Annotated in this window: 24 protein-coding genes; all 24 read right to left on the bottom strand. The window is 55.1% G+C overall.

The annotated features are described in order from the left end of the window. The 24 genes from rplR to rpoB all read right to left on the bottom strand — a co-directional run bounded on the left by rplR (nt 1) and on the right by rpoB (nt 21,139). Nucleotides 1-351, bottom strand: coding sequence for a 50S ribosomal protein L18 (rplR, locus tag AB3226_RS11470; protein WP_003186037.1), 351 nt, complete (start codon nt 349-351; stop codon nt 1-3). Nucleotides 352-361: 10 nt separating this feature from the next. Continuing rightward, the gene (rplF, locus tag AB3226_RS11475) at nt 362-895 is read right to left on the bottom strand and encodes a 50S ribosomal protein L6 (RefSeq protein ID WP_007896774.1); all 534 of its coding nucleotides are present in this window, start codon (nt 893-895) and stop codon (nt 362-364) included. Nucleotides 896-907: 12 nt separating this feature from the next. Next, complete coding sequence (rpsH, locus tag AB3226_RS11480; protein WP_003186040.1) at nt 908-1,300, bottom strand: 30S ribosomal protein S8; 393 nt, start codon at nt 1,298-1,300, stop codon at nt 908-910. Nucleotides 1,301-1,509: 209 nt separating this feature from the next. Continuing rightward, a complete protein-coding gene (rpsN, locus tag AB3226_RS11485; RefSeq protein ID WP_003176414.1) occupies nt 1,510-1,815 on the bottom strand; it encodes a 30S ribosomal protein S14 in 306 nt (101 codons plus the stop codon). A 13-nt stretch (nt 1,816-1,828) separates the two neighbouring features. Next, complete coding sequence (rplE, locus tag AB3226_RS11490) at nt 1,829-2,368, bottom strand: 50S ribosomal protein L5 (RefSeq protein WP_003176415.1); 540 nt, start codon at nt 2,366-2,368, stop codon at nt 1,829-1,831. Between the two features lie 20 nt (nt 2,369-2,388). Beyond that, nucleotides 2,389-2,703: a 50S ribosomal protein L24 gene (gene rplX, locus AB3226_RS11495; protein WP_003176416.1), complete on the bottom strand. Its 315-nt coding sequence runs from the start codon at nt 2,701-2,703 to the stop codon at nt 2,389-2,391. 11 nt (nt 2,704-2,714) lie between these two features. Next, nucleotides 2,715-3,083, bottom strand: coding sequence for a 50S ribosomal protein L14 (gene rplN / locus AB3226_RS11500; protein ID WP_002555479.1), 369 nt, complete (start codon nt 3,081-3,083; stop codon nt 2,715-2,717). A gap of 23 nt (nt 3,084-3,106) precedes the next feature. Continuing rightward, nucleotides 3,107-3,373: a 30S ribosomal protein S17 gene (gene rpsQ, locus AB3226_RS11505; protein ID WP_003176419.1), complete on the bottom strand. Its 267-nt coding sequence runs from the start codon at nt 3,371-3,373 to the stop codon at nt 3,107-3,109. Between the two features lie 2 nt (nt 3,374-3,375). Next, a complete protein-coding gene (gene rpmC / locus AB3226_RS11510; RefSeq protein WP_008030901.1) occupies nt 3,376-3,567 on the bottom strand; it encodes a 50S ribosomal protein L29 in 192 nt (63 codons plus the stop codon). Next, on the bottom strand, nt 3,567-3,980 hold the full coding sequence (gene rplP, locus AB3226_RS11515) for a 50S ribosomal protein L16 (protein WP_007896757.1): 414 nt from the start codon (nt 3,978-3,980) through the stop codon (nt 3,567-3,569). The genes rpmC and rplP overlap by 1 nt, the downstream gene beginning before the upstream one ends. Nucleotides 3,981-3,992: 12 nt before the next feature. Beyond that, entirely contained in the window at nt 3,993-4,679 is a 687-nt protein-coding gene (gene rpsC / locus AB3226_RS11520) for a 30S ribosomal protein S3 (RefSeq protein WP_003176422.1), read from the bottom strand. Between the two features lie 13 nt (nt 4,680-4,692). After that, complete coding sequence (gene rplV / locus AB3226_RS11525; RefSeq protein ID WP_003103908.1) at nt 4,693-5,025, bottom strand: 50S ribosomal protein L22; 333 nt, start codon at nt 5,023-5,025, stop codon at nt 4,693-4,695. An 11-nt stretch (nt 5,026-5,036) separates the two neighbouring features. Continuing rightward, nucleotides 5,037-5,312: a 30S ribosomal protein S19 gene (gene rpsS, locus AB3226_RS11530; protein WP_002555486.1), complete on the bottom strand. Its 276-nt coding sequence runs from the start codon at nt 5,310-5,312 to the stop codon at nt 5,037-5,039. Nucleotides 5,313-5,328: 16 nt separating this feature from the next. Further along, nucleotides 5,329-6,153 (bottom strand): 50S ribosomal protein L2, encoded by an 825-nt coding sequence (gene rplB / locus AB3226_RS11535; RefSeq protein WP_003176423.1) that lies wholly within the window; start codon nt 6,151-6,153, stop codon nt 5,329-5,331. A gap of 14 nt (nt 6,154-6,167) precedes the next feature. Further along, a complete protein-coding gene (rplW, locus tag AB3226_RS11540; protein ID WP_002555488.1) occupies nt 6,168-6,467 on the bottom strand; it encodes a 50S ribosomal protein L23 in 300 nt (99 codons plus the stop codon). Continuing rightward, on the bottom strand, nt 6,464-7,066 hold the full coding sequence (gene rplD, locus AB3226_RS11545; protein ID WP_007896707.1) for a 50S ribosomal protein L4: 603 nt from the start codon (nt 7,064-7,066) through the stop codon (nt 6,464-6,466). Before rplD ends, rplW begins: the two co-directional genes overlap by 4 nt. A gap of 12 nt (nt 7,067-7,078) precedes the next feature. Further along, entirely contained in the window at nt 7,079-7,714 is a 636-nt protein-coding gene (rplC, locus tag AB3226_RS11550) for a 50S ribosomal protein L3 (RefSeq protein WP_003186059.1), read from the bottom strand. Between the two features lie 80 nt (nt 7,715-7,794). Next, on the bottom strand, nt 7,795-8,106 hold the full coding sequence (rpsJ, locus tag AB3226_RS11555) for a 30S ribosomal protein S10 (protein ID WP_003186070.1): 312 nt from the start codon (nt 8,104-8,106) through the stop codon (nt 7,795-7,797). Nucleotides 8,107-8,263: 157 nt separating this feature from the next. Beyond that, nucleotides 8,264-9,457, bottom strand: a complete 1,194-nt coding sequence (gene tuf, locus AB3226_RS11560; protein WP_007896660.1) for an elongation factor Tu — start codon at nt 9,455-9,457, stop codon at nt 8,264-8,266. Nucleotides 9,458-9,488: 31 nt separating this feature from the next. Next, nucleotides 9,489-11,594 carry an elongation factor G gene (fusA, locus tag AB3226_RS11565; protein ID WP_038981309.1) on the bottom strand — a complete coding sequence of 702 codons (2,106 nt, stop codon included), beginning with the start codon at nt 11,592-11,594 and terminating at the stop codon, nt 9,489-9,491. 30 nt (nt 11,595-11,624) lie between these two features. Next, entirely contained in the window at nt 11,625-12,095 is a 471-nt protein-coding gene (gene rpsG, locus AB3226_RS11570) for a 30S ribosomal protein S7 (protein ID WP_002555493.1), read from the bottom strand. A gap of 118 nt (nt 12,096-12,213) precedes the next feature. Further along, nucleotides 12,214-12,585, bottom strand: a complete 372-nt coding sequence (gene rpsL / locus AB3226_RS11575; RefSeq protein WP_002555494.1) for a 30S ribosomal protein S12 — start codon at nt 12,583-12,585, stop codon at nt 12,214-12,216. A gap of 216 nt (nt 12,586-12,801) precedes the next feature. After that, nucleotides 12,802-17,001, bottom strand: coding sequence for a DNA-directed RNA polymerase subunit beta' (rpoC, locus tag AB3226_RS11580; protein WP_008145492.1), 4,200 nt, complete (start codon nt 16,999-17,001; stop codon nt 12,802-12,804). Nucleotides 17,002-17,065: 64 nt separating this feature from the next. Beyond that, nucleotides 17,066-21,139 (bottom strand): DNA-directed RNA polymerase subunit beta, encoded by a 4,074-nt coding sequence (gene rpoB / locus AB3226_RS11585; RefSeq protein WP_095054552.1) that lies wholly within the window; start codon nt 21,137-21,139, stop codon nt 17,066-17,068. Between the last annotated feature and the right edge of the window lie 89 nt (nt 21,140-21,228).

Raw genomic sequence — 21,228 nt, forward strand, 5'->3', positions numbered from 1 at the left:
TTAGAACTCCAGCCCAGCTTCACGAGCAGCATCAGCCAGCGCCTTGACGCGGCCATGGTACTTGAAGCCAGAGCGGTCGAAAGCCACCTGCGAGACGCCAGCGGCTTTAGCACGCGTAGCGACCAGCTGGCCAACCTTAGTGGCCGCGTCGATGTTGCCAGTGGCGCCATCACGCAGTTCTTTATCCAAAGTCGAGGCACTTGCCAGGACTTTGTTGCCGTCGGCCGAAATGACCTGGGCGTAGATGTGCTGCGACGAGCGGAACACGCAGAGACGCACGACTTCGAGTTCGTGCATTTTCAGGCGTGCTTTGCGAGCGCGACGCAGTCGAGTAACTTTTTTGTCGGTCATTTGCTATGCCCTACTTCTTCTTGGCTTCTTTACGACGGACGACTTCGTCCGCGTAGCGCACACCTTTGCCTTTGTACGGCTCTGGTGGACGGAAGTCGCGGATCTCGGCGGCCACTTGACCTACCAGCTGCTTATCGATACCCCGAATCAGGATGTCGGTTTGGCTAGGAGTCTCAGCGGTGATGCCTTCCGGCAGTTCATAATCCACTGGATGCGAGAAGCCAAGAGCCAGGTTCAGCACTGTGCCTTTTGCTTGCGCTTTGTAACCAACACCGACCAGCTGGAGCTTGCGCTCGAAGCCTTGGCTTACGCCTTGGACCATGTTGTTTACCAACGCACGAGTGGTACCAGCCATTGCGCGAGTTTGTTGATCGCCATTGCGAGCAGCGAAACGCAGCTCACCAGCTTCTTCAACGATCTCAACGGACGAATGGATGTTCAGTTCAAGAGTGCCCTTGGCACCCTTCACCGAAAGCTGTTGGCCTGCGAATTTGACTTCGACACCGGCTGGCAGCTTAACGGGGTTCTTAGCGACGCGTGACATGCTTATCCCCCCTTAGAACACAGTGCAAAGAACTTCGCCGCCGACACCGGCAGCGCGCGCAGCACGATCCGTCATCACACCTTTGTTGGTGGAGACGATAGACACACCGAGACCGCCACGAACTTTTGGCAGATCATCGACGGACTTGTACTGACGCAGGCCTGGACGGCTAACGCGCTTCACTTCTTCGATGACCGGACGGCCTTCGAAGTACTTCAGCTCGATGGACAGCAGTGGTTTGATTTCGCTGCTGATCTGATAACCCGCAATGTAACCTTCGTCCTTCAGGACTTTGGCAACAGCTACCTTCAAAGTAGAAGATGGCATGCTTACGACGGACTTTTCAGCCATCTGGGCATTACGGATTCGAGTTAGCATGTCCGCTAACGGGTCCTGCATACTCATGGGCTAGACGCTCCTAATACAAAAAAATTAGCCTTGCGGCTACTACGTGTCGCCGAGCTCATCCATGCGAAAAAAGCACGGGCTCAGGCGAGCCGGGTATTCTAGACACACCCCACAAATGAATCAAGCCCCAATAGGGGCTTGATTCAAGTTCAAGGTCACCGATGGTCAGGATCTTGCGATCCCGAACACCGAGACTTTGATAGTGCTTACCAGCTGGCTTTAACCAGACCAGGTACGTCACCACGCATAGCAGCTTCACGCAGCTTGTTACGGCCGAGGCCGAACTTGCGGTAAACGCCGTGTGGACGACCGGTCAGGCGGCAGCGGTTACGCATGCGCGAAGCGCTTGCGTCACGTGGCTGCTTCTGCAGAGCTACTGTAGCTTCCCAACGCGCTTCTGGACTTGCGTTCAGATCAACGATGATAGCTTTCAGTGCTGCACGCTTTTTGGCGTACTTGGCAACCGTGAGCTGACGTTTCAGCTCGCGGTTTTTCATGCTCATCTTGGCCATTTTCCTACTCCAATCAGTTGCGGAACGGGAATTTGAAAGCACGCAACAGGGCGCGACCTTCATCATCGTTCTTGGCAGTGGTGGTCAGGGTAATGTCCAGACCGCGGAGAGCATCGATCTTGTCGTAGTCGATTTCCGGGAAGATGATCTGCTCTTTAACGCCCATGCTGTAGTTACCACGACCATCGAAGGACTTGGCATTCAGGCCGCGGAAGTCGCGTACCCGAGGCAGGGAGATCGACAGCAGACGATCCAGGAATTCGTACATACGCTCACGGCGCAGGGTCACTTTGACGCCGATCGGCCAACCTTCACGGACTTTAAAGCCAGCGATGGATTTCCGAGCGTAGGTCACAACGACTTTCTGGCCGGTGATCTTTTCCAGGTCAGCAACAGCGTGCTCGATGACTTTTTTGTCACCGACCGCTTCGCCCAGACCCATGTTCAGGGTGATTTTTGTAACGCGTGGAACTTCCATCACGTTCGAAAGCTTAAGTTCTTCCTTAAGCTTCGGTGCGATTTCCTTCCAGTAAATCTCTTTTAGTCGTGCCATGGTCTTCTACCTAGCAGTGTTCAAGCATCAACCGCTTTTTGGGTCGACTTGAAGACACGAATTTTCTTGCCGTCTTCTACTTTGAAACCAACGCGGTCAGCCTTGTTGGTTTCGCCGTTGAAAATGGCGACGTTAGAAGCGTCCAGTGGAGCTTCTTTTTCGACGATACCGCCTTGTACGCCCGACATCGGGTTAGGCTTGGTATGACGCTTAACCAGGTTCAGACCGCCAATAACCAGACGGTTATTAGCGAGAACCTTAAGCACCTTACCGCGCTTACCTTTGTCTTTGCCGGCGATCACGATGATCTCGTCGTCACGACGAATCTTTTGCATGTCGGATCTCCTTACAGCACTTCTGGGGCGAGCGAGACGATCTTCATGAACTTCTCAGTACGAAGTTCACGGGTCACTGGCCCAAAGATACGGGTGCCGATCGGCTCTTGCTTGTTGTTCAGAAGAACAGCAGCGTTGCCATCAAAGCGGATAATGGAGCCATCAGCACGACGTACGCCGTGACGAGTGCGGACTACAACAGCAGTCATCACTTGGCCTTTTTTCACTTTACCGCGAGGAATTGCTTCCTTCACGGTAACTTTGATGATGTCACCGATACCAGCGTAACGACGATGGGAGCCACCCAGCACCTTGATGCACATAACGCGGCGTGCGCCGCTGTTATCGGCCACATCGAGCATGGATTGAGTCTGAATCATATAATTTCTCCGACCCCTAGTCCTTAGACTTCCACAGCGCGTTCGAGAACATCAACCAGCGCCCAAGACTTGGTCTTGGCCAAAGGACGAGTTTCACGAATAGTGACTTTGTCGCCGATGTGGCACTGATTGGTTTCGTCGTGCGCGTGCAGCTTAGTCGAACGCTTAACGTATTTACCGTAGATCGGGTGCTTTACGCGACGCTCGATCAGAACGGTGATGGTCTTGTCCATTTTGTCGCTGACAACACGGCCAGTCAGCGTACGGACGGTTTTTTCGGCTTCAGCCATGATTACTTACCTGCCTGCTGTTTGAGCACAGTCTTCACGCGAGCGATGTCACGCTTAACTTGCCGGAGCAGGTGAGACTGCCCCAACTGGCCAGTTGCTTTCTGCATACGCAGATTGAACTGGTCGCGCAGCAGGCCGAGCAGTTGCTCGTTAAGCTGCGGCGCGTCTTTTTCACGAAGTTCGTTCGCTTTCATCACATCACCGTCCGTTTAACAAAGGCGGTGGCGAGCGGCAGCTTTGCAGCAGCCAGGGCAAAAGCCTCACGCGCCAGCTCTTCAGAAACACCCTCGATTTCATACAGGACTTTGCCTGGCTGAATCTGGGCAACCCAGTACTCCACACTACCCTTACCTTTACCCATCCGAACTTCGAGTGGCTTTTTGGAAATAGGCTTGTCCGGGAATACACGGATCCAGATCTTGCCGCCACGTTTAACGTGACGGGTCAGAGCACGACGCGCTGACTCGATCTGACGAGCGGTGAGACGACCACGAGCTACAGACTTCAGCGCGAACTCGCCGAAGCTGACTTTGCTACCGCGCTGAGCCAGACCACGGTTGTGGCCTGTCATCTGCTTGCGGAACTTCGTACGCTTTGGTTGCAACATTTGGCGTACCCCTTACTTAGCAGCTTTTTTACGAGGCGCTGGTGCTTGTGGTTTCAGTTCTTCTTGGCGACCACCAATTACTTCGCCTTTGAAGATCCAAACCTTTACACCGATCACACCGTAAGTGGTGTGAGCTTCGTAGTTGGCATAGTCGATGTCGGCACGCAGGGTGTGCAGTGGCACACGACCTTCGCGATACCATTCAGTACGTGCGATTTCAGCACCGCCGAGACGACCGCTCACTTGGATTTTGATGCCTTTGGCACCAATGCGCATGGCGTTCTGAACAGCGCGCTTCATAGCGCGACGGAACATTACGCGACGCTCCAGCTGCTGAGCTACGCTCTGCGCAACCAGCATACCGTCGAGCTCCGGCTTACGGATCTCTTCGATATTGATGTGCACAGGCACACCCATTTGCTTGGTCAGGTCCTGACGCAGTTTCTCAACATCTTCACCTTTCTTCCCGATAACGATACCTGGACGAGCGGTGTGGATGGTGATACGTGCAGTCTGAGCCGGACGATGGATATCGATACGGCTTACGGACGCGCTTTTTAGTTTGTCTTGGAGATACTCACGCACCTTCAGATCAGCGAACAAATAGTCCGCATAAGTCCGACCGTCTGCGTACCAGACGGAGGTGTGCTCCTTGACGATTCCCAGGCGAATGCCAATGGGATGTACTTTCTGACCCATCTCTTCGACTCCGTTACTTGTCAGCAACCTTGACAGTGATATGGCAAGACCGCTTGACGATGCGATCAGCACGGCCTTTGGCACGTGGCATGATGCGCTTCAGCGAACGCCCTTCGTTGACGAAAACGGTGCTGACTTTAAGGTCATCAACGTCTGCGCCTTCGTTATGCTCGGCGTTGGCTACGGCCGACTCCAGCACTTTCTTCATGATCTCGGCGGCTTTCTTACTGCTGAAAGCCAACAAGTTGAGCGCTTCGCCCACCTTCTTCCCGCGGATCTGGTCGGCGACCAAGCGGGCTTTCTGGGCGGAGATTCGAGCGCCCGACAACTTAGCGGCTACTTCCATTTCCTAACCCCTTAACGCTTGGCTTTCTTGTCTGCCACGTGCCCACGATAAGTGCGGGTACCGGCGAACTCGCCCAGTTTGTGGCCGACCATGTCTTCGTTAACGAGAACTGGGACGTGTTGACGACCGTTGTGTACTGCGATGGTCAAACCGACCATTTGTGGCAGGATCATCGAACGACGCGACCAGGTTTTCACCGGTTTGCGATCATTCTTTTCCGCCGCCACTTCGATCTTCTTCAGTAGGTGAAGATCGATAAAAGGACCTTTTTTCAGAGAACGTGGCACTGTCGTATCCCTCTATTTACTTGCGACGACGGACGATCATTTTGTCGGTACGCTTATTACCACGAGTCTTCGCGCCCTTAGTCGGGAAGCCCCATGGCGATACCGGATGACGACCACCAGAGGTACGACCTTCACCACCACCATGTGGGTGGTCAACCGGGTTCATGGCAACACCACGAACGGTTGGGCGAACGCCACGCCAGCGTTTGGCACCAGCTTTACCCAGCGAACGCAGGCTGTGCTCGGAGTTCGAGACTTCACCCAGGGTCGCGCGGCATTCAGCCAGCACTTTACGCATCTCACCAGAACGCAGACGCAGGGTCACGTAGACACCTTCACGAGCGATCAGCTGAGCCGAAGCACCAGCGGAACGAGCGATTTGCGCGCCTTTACCTGGCTTCAATTCGATGCCGTGTACGGTGCTACCAACTGGAATGTTACGCAGTTGCAGAGCGTTGCCCGGCTTGATCGGTGCCAGAGCACCTGCGATCAGCTGGTCACCAGCACTCACGCCTTTAGGGGCGATGATGTAGCGACGCTCGCCATCTGCGTACAGCAGCAGAGCGATGTGAGCAGTACGGTTTGGATCGTATTCAATACGCTCGACAGTGGCAGAGATGCCATCTTTGTCGTTGCGACGGAAATCGACCAGACGATAATGCTGCTTATGGCCACCACCGATGTGACGAGTGGTAATACGACCATTGTTGTTACGACCACCAGTCTTCGATTTTTTCTCGAGCAGCGGTGCGTGAGGAGCGCCTTTATGCAGCTCCTGGTTGACCACCTTGACCACAAAACGGCGGCCAGGGGAAGTCGGTTTGCATTTAACGATTGCCATGATGCACCCCTTCCTTACTCAGCACTGCTGCTGAAATCGAGATCTTGGCCTGGCTGAAGGGAGATAACTGCCTTCTTCCAGTCATTACGCTTGCCCAGACCGCGAGCAGTGCGCTTGCTCTTACCCAGAACATTCAGGGTAGTAACACGCTCTACTTTCACGCTGAACAGGCTTTCGACGGCCTTCTTGATTTCCAGCTTGGTTGCGTCAGTTGCAACCTTGAAAACGAACTGGCCTTTCTTGTCAGCCAGAACCGTAGCCTTCTCGGAAACGTGCGGGCCAAGCAGAACTTTAAATACGCGTTCCTGGTTCATCCCAGCAGCTCCTCGAATTTCTTCACGGCCGACACGGTGATCAACACCTTGTCGTATGCGATCAGACTAACTGGATCGGAACCTTGCACGTCACGTACATCAACGTGTGGCAGGTTGCGAGCAGCCAGGTACAGGTTCTGATCAACCACTTCAGACACGATCAAGACGTCAGTCAGGCCCATGCCGGTCAGTTTGTTCAGCAGATCTTTGGTCTTCGGTGCATCAACAGCGAAGTCCTGAACCACAACCAGACGATCAGTACGCACCAGCTCAGCAAGGATGGAACGCATTGCTGCGCGATACATCTTCTTGTTCAGCTTCTGGGTGTGATCCTGAGGACGAGCTGCGAAAGTGGTACCGCCGCCACGCCAGATTGGGCTACGGATAGTACCGGCACGAGCACGGCCAGTACCTTTCTGACGCCATGGGCGCTTACCGCCACCACGAACGTCGGAACGGGTCTTTTGCTGCTTGCTACCTTGACGGCCGCCGGCCATGTAGGCCACGACTGCTTGGTGAACCAGCGTCTCGTTGAATTCGCCGCCAAATGTCAGTTCGGAAACTTCGATCGCTTGAGCGTCATTTACATTTAATTGCATGTCAGCTTCCCCTTAACCGCGAGCCTTGGCTGCTGGACGTACAACCAAGTTGCCGCCAGTAGCGCCAGGAACAGCACCCTTGACCAACAACAGATTGCGTTCAGCGTCCACGCGCACTACTTCGAGGGACTGCACGGTCACGCGCTCAGCGCCCATATGACCGGACATTTTTTTGCCCTTGAATACACGACCAGGAGTCTGGCACTGGCCGATAGAGCCTGGAACGCGGTGGGACACGGAGTTACCGTGGGTATTATCTTGCCCGCGGAAGTTCCAACGCTTGATCGTACCCTGGAAGCCTTTACCTTTGGACTGACCGGTTACATCAACCAGTTGACCAGCAGCGAAGATTTCAGCGTTGATCAGATCGCCGGCCTGGTACTCGCCTTCTTCAAGGCGGAATTCCATTACGGTACGACCAGCGGCAACGTTCGCTTTAGCGAAGTGGCCAGCCTGAGCAGCTGTAACACGCGAAGCACGACGCTCGCCTACAGTGACTTGCACTGCACGATAGCCATCGGTCTCTTCAGTTTTGAACTGGGTGACGCGATTCGGCTCGATCTCAATGACCGTGACCGGAATGGAGACACCTTCTTCGGTGAAAATACGGGTCATACCGCATTTACGACCGACTACACCAATAGTCATGTTGTAAACCTCATGAGTGTACGGGGCTTTCACCCGCTATGGCCGCCCATTTCAGAGCGTTACACGACTAAGACCGAGTCTTAGCCGAGGCTGATCTGCACTTCCACACCGGCCGCAAGATCAAGCTTCATAAGTGCATCAACGGTTTTATCCGTTGGCTGGACGATGTCCAGAACGCGCTTATGAGTACGGATCTCGTACTGGTCACGCGCGTCTTTATTGACGTGCGGGGAGACCAGAACGGTGAACCGCTCTTTACGGGTAGGCAGTGGAATTGGACCACGCACTTGAGCACCAGTACGTTTCGCGGTTTCCACGATTTCCTGGGTGGATTGGTCGATCAGGCGATGGTCAAAAGCCTTCAACCTGATACGGATTTGCTGATTTTGCATTGGATTTCAGACTCCGGCTGCTATTCCCACCGAGCGCAATACGCCCGTTAAAAGGAGGCGCAATTCTATAGACGCCCCATATAGGTGTCAACCCAATAAAAAAGCCCCCGCTAAGCGGAGGCCTTTTCAACTCATCGAAGCTAACTCAAAAAAGAGCTTACTCGATGATTTTGGCTACGACGCCAGCGCCGACGGTACGACCGCCTTCACGGATAGCGAAACGCAGACCGTCTTCCATTGCGATGGTCTTGATCAGGGTGACAACCATTTTGATGTTGTCGCCTGGCATTACCATCTCAACGCCTTCCGGCAGTTCGCAGTTACCAGTCACGTCAGTAGTACGGAAGTAGAACTGTGGACGGTAGCCTTTGAAGAACGGAGTGTGACGACCGCCTTCTTCTTTGCTCAGAACGTAGACTTCAGCTTCGAACTTGGTGTGCGGCTTAACCGAACCCGGCTTAACCAGAACCTGGCCACGCTCAACGTCGTCACGCTTGGTACCACGCAGCAGAACGCCGCAGTTCTCGCCAGCACGACCTTCGTCGAGCAGCTTACGGAACATTTCAACACCGGTGCAGGTGGTGACGGTAGTGTCACGCAGACCAACGATTTCCAGTGGATCCTGAACCTTGACGATACCGCGCTCGATACGGCCAGTTACAACAGTACCGCGACCGGAGATCGAGAATACGTCTTCGATTGGCATCAGGAACGGCTTGTCGATAACACGAACTGGATCTGGGATGTAGCTGTCCAGAGTCTCAACCAGTTTACGAACGGCAGTGGTGCCCATTTCGTTGTCGTCTTGGCCATTCAGAGCCATCAGAGCCGAACCGATGATGATCGGAGTGTCGTCACCTGGGAAGTCGTAAGTGCTCAGCAGATCGCGCACTTCCATCTCAACCAGTTCCAGCAGCTCAGCGTCGTCAACCATGTCAGCCTTGTTCAGGAAGACAACGATGTACGGAACGCCAACCTGACGGGACAACAGGATGTGCTCACGGGTTTGTGGCATCGGACCATCAGCGGCCGAGCAAACCAGGATAGCGCCGTCCATCTGAGCAGCACCGGTGATCATGTTCTTCACATAGTCAGCGTGACCTGGGCAGTCAACGTGAGCGTAGTGACGGATCAGCGAGTTGTATTCAACGTGCGCGGTGTTGATGGTGATACCACGAGCCTTTTCTTCCGGAGCGCTGTCGATTTTGTCGAAAGCAACAACGGCCGAACCGAAAACTTCGGAGCAGACGCGAGTCAGAGCAGCGGTCAGCGTGGTTTTACCGTGGTCGACGTGACCGATGGTGCCAACGTTGACGTGCGGGAGGGTACGGTCAAATTTTTCTTTAGCCACGACAATTAACTCCTAGCCTAAAGGGGCTGAATCAGCCTTGTTTTTTGGTAACAGTTTCGACGATATGCGACGGAGCTGTATTGTATTTTTTGAATTCCATAGAGTAGCTTGCGCGACCTTGGGACATGGAACGGACGTCGGTCGCATAACCGAACATCTCACCCAGCGGAACTTCGGCGCGAATCACTTTGCCGGAGACCGTGTCTTCCATACCCAGGATCATGCCGCGACGACGGTTAAGGTCGCCCATCACGTCACCCATATAGTCTTCAGGCGTAACCACCTCTACCGCCATGATCGGCTCAAGCAACTCACCACCGCCCTTCTGGGCCAGTTGCTTGGTTGCCATGGAAGCAGCCACTTTAAACGCCATCTCGTTGGAGTCGACGTCGTGGTAGGAACCATCAAACACGGTAGCCTTCAGGCCGATCAGCGGATAGCCGGCAACAACGCCGTTCTTCATCTGCTCTTCGATACCCTTCTGGATAGCCGGGATGTATTCCTTAGGAACCACACCACCCACTACTTCGTTCACGAATTGCAGACCTTCCTGACCTTCATCAGCCGGCGCAAAACGAATCCAGCAGTGACCAAACTGGCCACGACCGCCGGATTGACGAACGAACTTACCTTCGATTTCACAGTTCTTCGTGATGCGCTCACGATAGGAAACCTGAGGCTTACCGATGTTGGCTTCGACGTTGAACTCACGGCGCATCCGATCAACCAGGATGTCCAGGTGCAACTCGCCCATGCCGGAGATGATCGTTTGACCAGTCTCTTCATCAGTCTTGACGCGGAAAGACGGGTCTTCCTGAGCAAGCTTGCCCAGAGCAATACCCATTTTTTCCTGGTCGTCCTTGGTCTTAGGCTCTACGGCAACCGAAATAACCGGCTCCGGGAAGTCCATACGAACCAGGATGATTGGCTTGTCAGCGTTGCACAAAGTTTCACCAGTGGTGACGTCCTTCATGCCGATCAAGGCCGCGATGTCACCAGCGCGTACTTCCTTGATTTCTTCACGGGCGTTTGCGTGCATTTGCACCATACGACCCACGCGCTCTTTCTTGCCTTTAACCGAGTTGATCACGCCGTCGCCGGAGGCCAACACGCCCGAGTAAACTCGAACGAAGGTCAAGGTACCCACGAATGGGTCGGTAGCGATCTTGAACGCCAGAGCCGAGAACGGCTCGCTGTCGTCTGCGTGACGCTCCATTTCCTTGGTCTCGTCATCCGGGTCAGTACCCTTGATGGCAGGAATGTCGGTAGGAGCAGGCAGGTAGTCGATAACGGCGTCGAGAACCAGGGGAACACCCTTGTTCTTGAAGGAAGAACCGCAAACAGCCAGAACGATCTCACCAGCGATAGTACGCTGACGCAGAGCGGCCTTGATTTCCGCGTTGGTGAGTTCTTCACCTTCGAGGTACTTGTTCATCAGCTCTTCGCTGGCTTCGGCCGCAGCCTCAACCATGTTGCCGCGCCACTCGTCAGCCAGTTCCTGCAGCTCAGCAGGGATAGGCTTGCGAACTGGAACCATGCCTTTGTCAGAGTCATTCCAGTAAACAGCTTCCATGGCCATCAGATCGATCTGACCCTGGAAGTTGTCTTCGGAACCGATGGCCAACTGGATTGGCACCGGAGTGTGACCCAGACGCTGCTTGATCTGACCGATCACGCGCAGGAAGTTGGCACCAGCACGGTCCATCTTGTTTACGTAAACAAGACGTGGAACGCCGTATTTGTTGGCTTGACGCCATACGGTTTCCGACTGAGGCTCAACACCCGAGGTGCCGCAGAACACAACAACCGCGCCGTCGAGAACACGCAGGGAACGCTCAACTTCAATAGTGAAGTCAACGTGGCCCGGGGTGTCGATGACGTTGAAGCGGTATTGGTCCTTGTGCTGCTTCTCGGAACCCTGCCAGAAGGCGGTAATGGCAGCAGAAGTAATGGTAATACCACGCTCCTGCTCCTGAACCATCCAGTCTGTGGTCGCGGCGCCGTCATGCACCTCGCCCATCTTGTGACTTTTGCCAGTGTAAAAAAGGACGCGCTCGGTGGTGGTGGTTTTACCAGCATCCACGTGAGCAACGATACCAATGTTACGGTAGCGGTTAATCGGTGTAGTACGAGCCATAAAGCCCTCGCAAAATTAGTGACGCTAAAATTAGAAGCGGTAGTGCGAGAAAGCCTTGTTGGCTTCAGCCATACGGTGCACGTCTTCACGCTTCTTAACTGCAGCACCTTTGCCTTCGGCAGCGTCCAACAGTTCGCCAGCCAAACGCAGAGCCATAGACTTCTCGCCGCGCTTACGGGCGAAGTCTACCAACCAGCGCATTGCCAGAGCGTTACGACGGGACGGACGAACTTCGACCGGAACCTGGTAAGTAGCACCGCCTACACGGCGCGACTTCACTTCGACCAGCGGAGCGATGGCGTCGAGAGCTTTCTCGAAGATTTCCAGGGGATCGCTGTTCTTGCGTTCTTTAACCTTTTCCAGCGCGCCATAAACGATACGCTCGGCAACGGCTTTCTTGCCGCTTTCCATTACGTGGTTCATGAACTTGGCCAGGATCTGGCTGCCGTATTTTGGATCGTCAAGCACTTCGCGCTTGGCTGCTACGCGTCTTCTTGGCATGGATAAGCCCTCAAACGGTCTTCAGGTTCGCTCGGAATCGGTGCCCTTTCGGGACGCCTCCGACCTTACTCTTATCGACTCAGAAAAATAGAAAATCAGTTTTTACAAAAAGCCACTACTACTTAGGCTTCTTGGTACCGTACTTCGAACGACCCTGGTTACGACCTTTAACGCCGGAAGTATCCAAAGAACCGCGTACGGTGTGGTAACGAACACCTGGCAAGTCTTTTACACGACCGCCGCGGATCAGTACCACGCTGTGCTCTTGCAGGTTGTGGCCTTCACCGCCGATGTACGAGGAAACCTCGAAACCGTTGGTCAGACGCACACGGCATACTTTACGCAGTGCCGAGTTAGGTTTTTTCGGCGTGGTGGTATACACACGGGTGCATACGCCACGACGTTGCGGGCAGTTCTGCAGCGCAGGCACGTCGGATTTCTCGACGATACGCTTACGCGGCTGACGTACCAGCTGGTTGATAGTTGCCATCTACTAGCTCCACTGTTGTCTTGCGACGCTATTGTCTTGCAAGAAAAGCAAAATGGCAGGAACGAATTCCCGCCAAATTTAGGGGTACAAGAGTCTAAAGAGGATCTTGCCCCCAGTCAAGGCAAGGCCCCGACCTCCCCGCTCATCCAACCTCGACAAATTGTCTCGATTCGATGAACGGAACGGCCAGGGCCTTACGCTCATTTATCGCAGAACTCAGTTACCGCTCGAGTTCAGCGCTTCGGTCAGTGCAGCTTCCACTTCACTGGCGCTTACGCGCAACGGTTTGTCAGCATCACGGCGGCGCTTGCGCTCGCTGTGATAAGCCAGACCGGTACCGGCCGGGATCAGACGACCCACGACCACGTTTTCTTTCAGGCCGCGCAGGTAATCGCGCTTGCCGGTTACCGCCGCTTCGGTCAGTACGCGAGTGGTTTCCTGGAAGGAAGCCGCCGAGATGAACGATTCGGTGGACAACGACGCCTTGGTGATACCCAGCAGTACGCGGGTGAACTTGGAAACGAACTTCTCGTCGCCAGCCAGACGCTCGTTCTCTACCAGAACGTGAGTCAACTCCATCTGGTCGCCCTTGATGAAAGTCGAGTCGCCGGATTCAGCGATTTCAACCTTACGCAGCATCTGACGCAGGATGGTCTCGATGTGCTTATCGTTGATCTTCACGCCTTGCAGACGGTAAACGTCCTGGATCTCGTTCACGATGTACTTGGCCAGCGCACTCACACCCAGCAGACGCAGGATGTCGTGTGGATCGCTCGGGCCGTCGGAGATAACTTCGCCGCGGTTTACCTGTTCGCCTTCGAAGACGTTCAGGTGACGCCACTTCGGAATCAGCTCTTCGTACGGATCGGTACCGTCGTTCGGGGTGATAACCAGACGGCGCTTGCCTTTGGTCTCTTTACCGAACGCGATGGTGCCGCTGACTTCAGCCAGAATCGAGGCTTCTTTCGGACGACGTGCTTCGAACAAGTCGGCAACACGCGGCAGACCACCGGTGATGTCACGGGTCTTCGAAGTCTCTTGCGGGATACGAGCGATAACATCACCGATCGCAATCTTCGCACCGTCCGCTACACCAACCAGGGCGTTAGCAGGCAGGAAGTACTGAGCAATTACGTCAGTACCCGGCAGCAAGAGATCCTTGCCGTTGTCATCAACCATCTTCACAGCAGGACGGATATCTTTACCGGCAGCTGGACGGTCTTTGGCATCGAGTACTTCAATGTTGGTCATACCGGTCAATTCGTCAGTCTGACGCTTGATCGTGATGCCTTCTTCCATGCCCACGTAGGTCACGGTACCTTTCATTTCGGTAACGATTGGGTGAGTGTGCGGATCCCACTTGGCCACGATTGCGCCAGCGTCGACCTTGTCACCTTCTTTAACCGAAATCACAGCACCGTACGGCAGCTTGTAACGCTCGCGCTCACGACCGAAGTCATCAGCGATTGCCAGCTCACCCGAACGGGACACAGCAACCAGGCAACCATCCACTCGCTCAACGTGTTTCAGGTTGTGCAGACGGACGGTACCGCCATTCTTCACCTGAACGCTGTCAGCTGCGGAGGTCCGGCTTGCCGCACCACCGATGTGGAACGTACGCATGGTCAGCTGGGTACCCGGCTCACCGATGGACTGGGCAGCGATAACGCCGACCGCTTCACCGATGTTCACCTGGTGACCACGAGCCAAGTCACGGCCGTAGCACTTGGCGCAAATGCCATAGCGGGTTTCGCAGCTGATCGGCGAACGCACGATCACTTCGTCGATGCTGTTCAGCTCGATGAACTCGACCCACTTCTCGTCTACCAGAGTGCCGGCAGGAACGATGATTTCTTCGGTACCTGGCTTGAACACATCACGGGCAATGACACGACCCAATACGCGCTCACCCAGCGGCTCAACAACGTCACCGCCTTCAATGTGCGGAGTCATTACCAGGCCATGCTCGGTGCCGCAATCGATCTCGGTCACAACCAGATCCTGCGCCACGTCTACCAGACGACGAGTCAGGTAACCGGAGTTCGCTGTTTTCAACGCGGTATCCGCCAAACCTTTACGAGCACCGTGAGTGGAGATGAAGTACTGAAGTACGCTCAAACCTTCACGGAAGTTCGCAGTAATTGGCGTTTCGATGATGGAGCCGTCCGGCTTGGCCATCAGGCCACGCATACCGGCGAGCTGACGGATCTGCGCAGCAGAACCCCGTGCGCCCGAGTCGGCCATCATGTACATCGAGTTGAAAGACTCTTGGTCGACCTCGACGCCATGGCGGTCGATGACTTTCTCTTTCGAGAGGTTGGCCATCATTGCCTTGGAAACTTCGTCGTTCGCCTTGGACCAAAGGTCGATCACTTTGTTGTACTTCTCGCCCTGGGTTACCAGGCCGGAGGCGTACTGACTTTCGATCTCTTTCACTTCATCAGTAGCAGCATTGATGATGCGGGCTTTTTCATCCGGGATAACGAAGTCGTTAACACCGATGGAAACGCCGGAGATGGTCGAATAGGCAAAACCGGTGTACATCAACTGGTCAGCGAAGATCACGGTCTCTTTCAAACCAACCACGCGGTAGCACTGGTTGATCAGCTTGGAGATCGCCTTTTTCTTCATCGGCTGGTTGACGACGTCGTACGACAGGCCAGGTGGAACAACCTGGAACAACAGCGCACGGCCAACAGTAGTGTCGACGATACGGGTGTTCTTGACGCTGCCACCATCACGATCGTTGACGGTTTCGTTGATCCGCACTTTGACCTTGGCGTGCAGTGCGGCTTCGCCGGCACGGAACACACGGTCAACTTCCTGCAGATCCGCGAACACACGACCTTCGCCCTTGGCGTTGATCGCTTCACGAGTCATGTAGTACAGACCCAATACAACGTCCTGCGACGGAACGATGATTGGCTCACCGTTGGCTGGCGACAGAATGTTGTTGGTCGACATCATCAACGCACGCGCTTCCAACTGGGCTTCCAGTGTCAGCGGTACGTGCACGGCCATTTGGTCGCCGTCGAAGTCGGCGTTGTACGCAGCACAGACCAGAGGGTGCAGCTGGATAGCCTTACCTTCGATCAGTACCGGTTCAAACGCCTGGATACCCAGACGGTGAAGGGTCGGTGCACGGTTGAGGAGAACCGGGTGTTCGCGAATCACTTCAGCGAGAACGTCCCAAACCTCTGGCAGCTCGCGCTCGACCATCTTCTTGGCAGCTTTGATGGTGGTAGCAAGACCACGCATTTCCAGCTTGCCGAAAATGAACGGCTTGAACAGCTCGAGAGCCATTTTCTTCGGCAGACCGCACTGGTGCAGACGCAGGGTCGGACCTACGGTAATTACCGAACGACCGGAGTAGTCAACACGCTTACCGAGCAAGTTCTGACGGAAACGACCCTGCTTACCCTTGATCATGTCAGCCAGGGATTTCAGAGGACGCTTGTTGGAACCGGTGATAGCGCGGCCACGACGACCGTTATCGAGCAGTGCGTCGACAGCTTCCTGCAACATACGCTTTTCGTTGCGCACGATGATGTCCGGAGCGGACAGATCGAGCAGACGCTTCAAGCGGTTGTTACGGTTGATCACTCGACGATACAGATCGTTGAGGTCGGAAGTCGCGAAGCGACCGCCATCCAGCGGGACCAGTGGACGCAGATCTGGCGGCAGAACCGGCAGAACGGTCAGCACCATCCATTCTGGAAGGTTGCCGGAACCCTGGAAGGCTTCCATCAACTTCAGACGCTTGGACAGCTTCTTGATCTTGGTTTCGGAGTTGGTTTGCGGAATTTCTTCACGCAGGCGGCCAATCTCGTGTTCCAGGTCGATAGCGTGCAGCAGTTCACGGACAGCTTCGGCACCCATGCGGGCATCGAAATCGTCGCCGAACTCTTCCAGCGCTTCGAAGTACTGCTCGTCGTTGAGCAGCTGACCTTTTTCAAGGGTGGTCATGCCTGGATCGATAACGACATAGCTCTCGAAGTAGAGAACGCGTTCGATATCACGCAGGGTCATGTCCATCAGCAAGCCGATACGCGAAGGCAGCGATTTCAGGAACCAGATGTGGGCAACCGGCGAGGCCAGTTCGATGTGCGCCATGCGCTCACGACGAACTTTTGCCAGCGCGACTTCAACGCCGCACTTCTCGCAGATCACACCACGGTGCTTCAAGCGCTTGTACTTACCGCACAGGCACTCGTAATCCTTTACCGGGCCAAAGATCTTGGCGCAGAACAGGCCGTCACGCTCAGGTTTGAACGTACGGTAGTTGATGGTTTCCGGCTTTTTAACTTCACCGAACGACCACGAACGGATCATCTCAGGCGATGCCAATCCAATACGGATGGCGTCGAACTCTTCGACTTGACCCTGGTTTTTCAGCAAATTCAGTAGGTCTTTCAAGGCCTTTCCTCCTGGCGGAGCAGAGAGCGGGCAATCCTGCCCCGCTCTCGATTCGCGTCACGTGTTATTCGGTTTCCAGATCGATATCGATGCCGAGGGAACGAATTTCTTTGATCAACACGTTGAAGGACTCGGGCATGCCCGGCTCCATACGGTGATCGCCGTCCACGATGTTTTTGTACATCTTGGTCCGACCGTTCACATCGTCCGACTTCACTGTGAGCATTTCTTGCAGAGTGTAAGCAGCACCGTATGCTTCCAGTGCCCAGACCTCCATCTCCCCGAAACGCTGACCACCGAACTGCGCCTTACCACCCAGCGGCTGCTGGGTAACCAGGCTGTACGAACCGGTAGAACGAGCGTGCATCTTGTCGTCTACCAAGTGGTTCAGCTTCAGCATGTACATGTAGCCAACAGTAACCGGGCGCTCGAACTTGTTGCCGGTACGGCCGTCGGTCAGCTGCATCTGGCCGCTTTCTGGCAGGTCTGCCAGTTTCAGCATGGCCTTGATTTCGCTTTCCTTGGCGCCGTCGAACACTGGAGTGGCCATTGGTACGCCGCCACGCAGGTTCTTCGCCAGATCCAGGATTTCCTGGTCGGAGAAGCTATCCAGATCTTCGTTACGACCGCCGATCTGGTTGTAGATCTCGTCCAGGAAGGTGCGAAGTTCAGCAACTTTACGCTGCTCTTCGACCATCCGGTTGATCTTCTCGCCCAGACCTTTGGCCGCGAGGCCCAGGTGGGTTTCAAGGATCTGACCAACGTTCATACGCGAAGGTACGCCCAACGGGTTGAGGACGACGTCGACCGGGGTGCCATTGGCATCGTGCGGCATGTCTTCAACCGGCATGATCACGGAGACCACACCCTTGTTACCGTGACGACCGGCCATCTTGTCGCCCGGCTGGATGCGACGACGGATTGCCAGGTAAACCTTGACGATTTTCAGCACGCCTGGAGCCAGGTCATCGCCCTGCTGCAGTTTGCGCTTCTTGTCTTCGAACTTGTCGTCCAGCAGACGGCGGCGATCAACGATGTAGGCTTGAGCCTTCTCGAGCTGCTCGTTCAGAGCATCTTCAGCCATGCGCAGTTTGAACCACTGACCATGCTCAAGACCGTCGAGAATTTCGTCGGTGATGTCCTGACCTTTCTTCAGACCGGCGCCGCCTTCGGCTTTGTGGCCGACCAGGGCGGAACGCAGACGTTCGAAAGTGGCGCCTTCAACGATACGGAACTCTTCGTTCAGATCCTTGCGGATCTCGTCGAGTTGAGTCTTCTCGATCGACAGTGCACGAGCATCACGCTCAACGCCGTCACGGGTGAAGACCTGTACGTCGATGACGGTACCCTTGGTGCCGGTAGGCACGCGCAGGGAGGTGTCTTTAACGTCGCTGGCTTTTTCACCGAAGATGGCACGCAGCAGCTTTTCTTCCGGAGTCAGCTGGGTCTCGCCTTTCGGAGTGACCTTACCGACCAGGATGTCGCCTGCGCCAACTTCAGCACCTACGTAAACGATACCGGCTTCGTCCAGTTTGTTCAGTGCAGCTTCACCCACGTTCGGGATGTCTGCAGTGATTTCCTCTGGCCCAAGCTTGGTGTCACGTGCCACACAGGTCAGTTCCTGAATGTGGATCGTGGTGAAACGGTCTTCCTGAACAACACGCTCGGACAGGCAGATGGAGTCTTCGAAGTTGAAGCCGTTCCATGCCATGAACGCGATGCGCATGTTCTGACCCAGTGCCAGCTCACCCATATCGGTGGACGGACCGTCGGCCATGATGTCGCTACGCTGAACCCGATCACCCTTGCTCACCAGCGGACGCTGGTTGATGCAGGTGTTCTGGTTGGAGCGGGTGTACTTGGTCAGGTTGTAGATGTCGACACCAGCTTCGCCGGTTTCAACTTCGTCATCAGCAACACGAACCACGATACGGCTGGCGTCGACGGAGTCGATCACGCCGCCACGACGAGCCACGACGCAAACGCCGGAGTCACGGGCTACGTTACGCTCCATGCCGGTACCGACCAGCGGCTTGTCAGCACGCAGGGTTGGTACAGCTTGACGCTGCATGTTCGAACCCATCAACGCACGGTTGGCGTCGTCGTGCTCGAGAAACGGGATCAGCGACGCTGCAACCGAAACTACCTGCTTCGGCGATACGTCCATCAAGGTGACGTCTTCCGGCGCCTTGACGGTGAACTCGTTCAAGTGACGAACAGCTACCAGCTCGTCGATCAGGACTTTCTTGTCGTTCATCGTGGCCGAAGCCTGAGCGATCACGTGATCAGCTTCTTCGATGGCGGACAGGAATACGATTTCGTCGGTGACCAGAGCGTCTTTCACCACACGGTACGGGCTCTCGAGGAAGCCGTACTGGTTGGTGCGCGCATAGGCGGCCAAGGAGTTGATCAGACCGATGTTCGGACCTTCCGGCGTTTCAATCGGGCATACACGACCGTAGTGAGTCGGGTGTACGTCACGCACTTCAAAGCCAGCACGCTCACGAGTCAAACCGCCAGGGCCGAGTGCAGAAACACGACGCTTGTGGGTGATCTCGGACAGCGGGTTGTTCTGGTCCATGAACTGGGAAAGCTGGCTGGAACCGAAGAACTCTTTCACCGCCGCAGCCACTGGCTTGGCGTTGATCAGGTCTTGCGGCATCAGGCCTTCGCTTTCAGCCATCGACAGACGCTCTTTGACCGCACGCTCAACACGTACCAGGCCAACGCGGAACTGGTTCTCGGCCATTTCGCCTACGCAGCGAACACGACGGTTACCCAGGTGGTCGATGTCATCGACGATGCCTTTACCGTTACGAATGTCGACCAGAGTCTTCAGTACCGCGACGATGTCTTCTTTGCACAACACGCCCGAACCTTCGATCTCGGTACGACCGATACGACGGTTGAACTTCATCCGGCCGACCGCAGACAGGTCATAGCGCTCAGGGCTGAAGAACAGGTTGTTGAACAGAGTCTCGGCAGCGTCTTTGGTTGGCGGCTCGCCAGGACGCATCATGCGATAGATCTCGACCAGCGCTTCCAATTGGTTGCTGGTGGAGTCGATCTTCAGAGTGTCGGAGACGAACGGACCGCAGTCGATATCGTTGGTGTACAGAGTTTCGATACGAACAACCTGAGACTTGGCGATTTTTGCCAGGATTTCGGTGTTCAGCTCGGTGTTGCACTCTGCCAGGATTTCGCCGGTTGCCGGATGCACGATGACCTTGGCGGTAGTGCGACCCAGGACGTAGTCCAGAGGCACTTGCAGCTCTTTGATCCCTGCTTTTTCCAGCTGGTTGATGTGGCGAGCAGTAATACGACGACCTTGCTCGACAATAACCTTGCCTTTGTCATCCAGGATATCCAGGACAGCAATTTCACCACGCAGGCGCTGAGGCACCAGTTCCAGGCTGAGGTTTTCACCTTGCACGTGGAAGACGTTGGTGGTGTAGAACGCGTCCAGCACTTCTTCAGTGGTATAGCCCAGCGCGCGCAGCAGTACCGATGCAGGCAGCTTGCGACGACGGTCGATACGCACGAACACGCAGTCTTTCGGGTCGAACTCGAAGTCCAGCCACGAACCGCGGTAAGGAATGATGCGCGCGGAGTACAGCAGTTTGCCGGAGCTGTGCGTCTTGCCACGGTCGTGGTCGAAGAACACGCCCGGGGAACGGTGCAGCTGGGAAACGATTACACGCTCGGTACCGTTGATTACGAAGGTACCGTTTTCAGTCATCAGGGGGATTTCACCCATGTAGACTTCTTGCTCTTTGATGTCCTTGATCGCTTTGTTCGACGATTCTTTGTCGAAAATGATCAGGCGCACTTTTACCCGCAAAGGTACGGCGTAAGTTACACCGCGCAATACGCATTCTTTGACATCAAATGCCGGTTCGCCCAGGCGATAACCGACGTACTCCAGCGCAGCATTGCCGGAGTAGCTGATGATCGGGAAAACGGATTTGAAGGCCGCATGCAGGCCCACGTCGCGGAACTGATCTTTAGTCGCTCCCGCCTGCAAGAATTCACGATACGAATCCAGCTGGATTGCCAGGAGATACGGCACATCCATGACGTCCGGCAACTTGCTAAAGTCCTTGCGGATACGTTTTTTCTCAGTATATGAGTAAGCCATCAGCGTTCCCCAGCTTGGTCACCTGCTTGTTTGGCCCCTCCCGACGGGAGCAGCCAGAAAATCGTGCAAACCCCATGGTTTGCGCCACC

The sequence above is a fragment of the Pseudomonas lini genome (assembly GCF_964063345.1).
GTDB classification, from domain to species: domain Bacteria; phylum Pseudomonadota; class Gammaproteobacteria; order Pseudomonadales; family Pseudomonadaceae; genus Aquipseudomonas; species Aquipseudomonas lini_B.

What these genes read in the sequence shown, in the direction of transcription:
- rplR (WP_003186037.1), bottom strand. Translation starts at nt 351, where the DNA reads ATGACCGACAAAAAAGTTACTCGACTGCGTCGCGCTCGCAAAGCACGC.
- rplF (WP_007896774.1), bottom strand. Translation starts at nt 895, where the DNA reads ATGTCACGCGTCGCTAAGAACCCCGTTAAGCTGCCAGCCGGTGTCGAA.
- rpsH (WP_003186040.1), bottom strand. Translation starts at nt 1,300, where the DNA reads ATGAGTATGCAGGACCCGTTAGCGGACATGCTAACTCGAATCCGTAAT.
- rpsN (WP_003176414.1), bottom strand. Translation starts at nt 1,815, where the DNA reads ATGGCCAAGATGAGCATGAAAAACCGCGAGCTGAAACGTCAGCTCACG.
- rplE (WP_003176415.1), bottom strand. Translation starts at nt 2,368, where the DNA reads ATGGCACGACTAAAAGAGATTTACTGGAAGGAAATCGCACCGAAGCTT.
- rplX (WP_003176416.1), bottom strand. Translation starts at nt 2,703, where the DNA reads ATGCAAAAGATTCGTCGTGACGACGAGATCATCGTGATCGCCGGCAAA.
- rplN (WP_002555479.1), bottom strand. Translation starts at nt 3,083, where the DNA reads ATGATTCAGACTCAATCCATGCTCGATGTGGCCGATAACAGCGGCGCA.
- rpsQ (WP_003176419.1), bottom strand. Translation starts at nt 3,373, where the DNA reads ATGGCTGAAGCCGAAAAAACCGTCCGTACGCTGACTGGCCGTGTTGTC.
- rpmC (WP_008030901.1), bottom strand. Translation starts at nt 3,567, where the DNA reads ATGAAAGCGAACGAACTTCGTGAAAAAGACGCGCCGCAGCTTAACGAG.
- rplP (WP_007896757.1), bottom strand. Translation starts at nt 3,980, where the DNA reads ATGTTGCAACCAAAGCGTACGAAGTTCCGCAAGCAGATGACAGGCCAC.
- rpsC (WP_003176422.1), bottom strand. Translation starts at nt 4,679, where the DNA reads ATGGGTCAGAAAGTACATCCCATTGGCATTCGCCTGGGAATCGTCAAG.
- rplV (WP_003103908.1), bottom strand. Translation starts at nt 5,025, where the DNA reads ATGGAAGTAGCCGCTAAGTTGTCGGGCGCTCGAATCTCCGCCCAGAAA.
- rplB (WP_003176423.1), bottom strand. Translation starts at nt 6,153, where the DNA reads ATGGCAATCGTTAAATGCAAACCGACTTCCCCTGGCCGCCGTTTTGTG.
- rplW (WP_002555488.1), bottom strand. Translation starts at nt 6,467, where the DNA reads ATGAACCAGGAACGCGTATTTAAAGTTCTGCTTGGCCCGCACGTTTCC.
- rplD (WP_007896707.1), bottom strand. Translation starts at nt 7,066, where the DNA reads ATGCAATTAAATGTAAATGACGCTCAAGCGATCGAAGTTTCCGAACTG.
- rplC (WP_003186059.1), bottom strand. Translation starts at nt 7,714, where the DNA reads ATGACTATTGGTGTAGTCGGTCGTAAATGCGGTATGACCCGTATTTTC.
- rpsJ (WP_003186070.1), bottom strand. Translation starts at nt 8,106, where the DNA reads ATGCAAAATCAGCAAATCCGTATCAGGTTGAAGGCTTTTGACCATCGC.
- fusA (WP_038981309.1), bottom strand. Translation starts at nt 11,594, where the DNA reads ATGGCTCGTACTACACCGATTAACCGCTACCGTAACATTGGTATCGTT.
- rpsG (WP_002555493.1), bottom strand. Translation starts at nt 12,095, where the DNA reads ATGCCAAGAAGACGCGTAGCAGCCAAGCGCGAAGTGCTTGACGATCCA.
- rpsL (WP_002555494.1), bottom strand. Translation starts at nt 12,585, where the DNA reads ATGGCAACTATCAACCAGCTGGTACGTCAGCCGCGTAAGCGTATCGTC.
- rpoB (WP_095054552.1), bottom strand. Translation starts at nt 21,139, where the DNA reads ATGGCTTACTCATATACTGAGAAAAAACGTATCCGCAAGGACTTTAGC.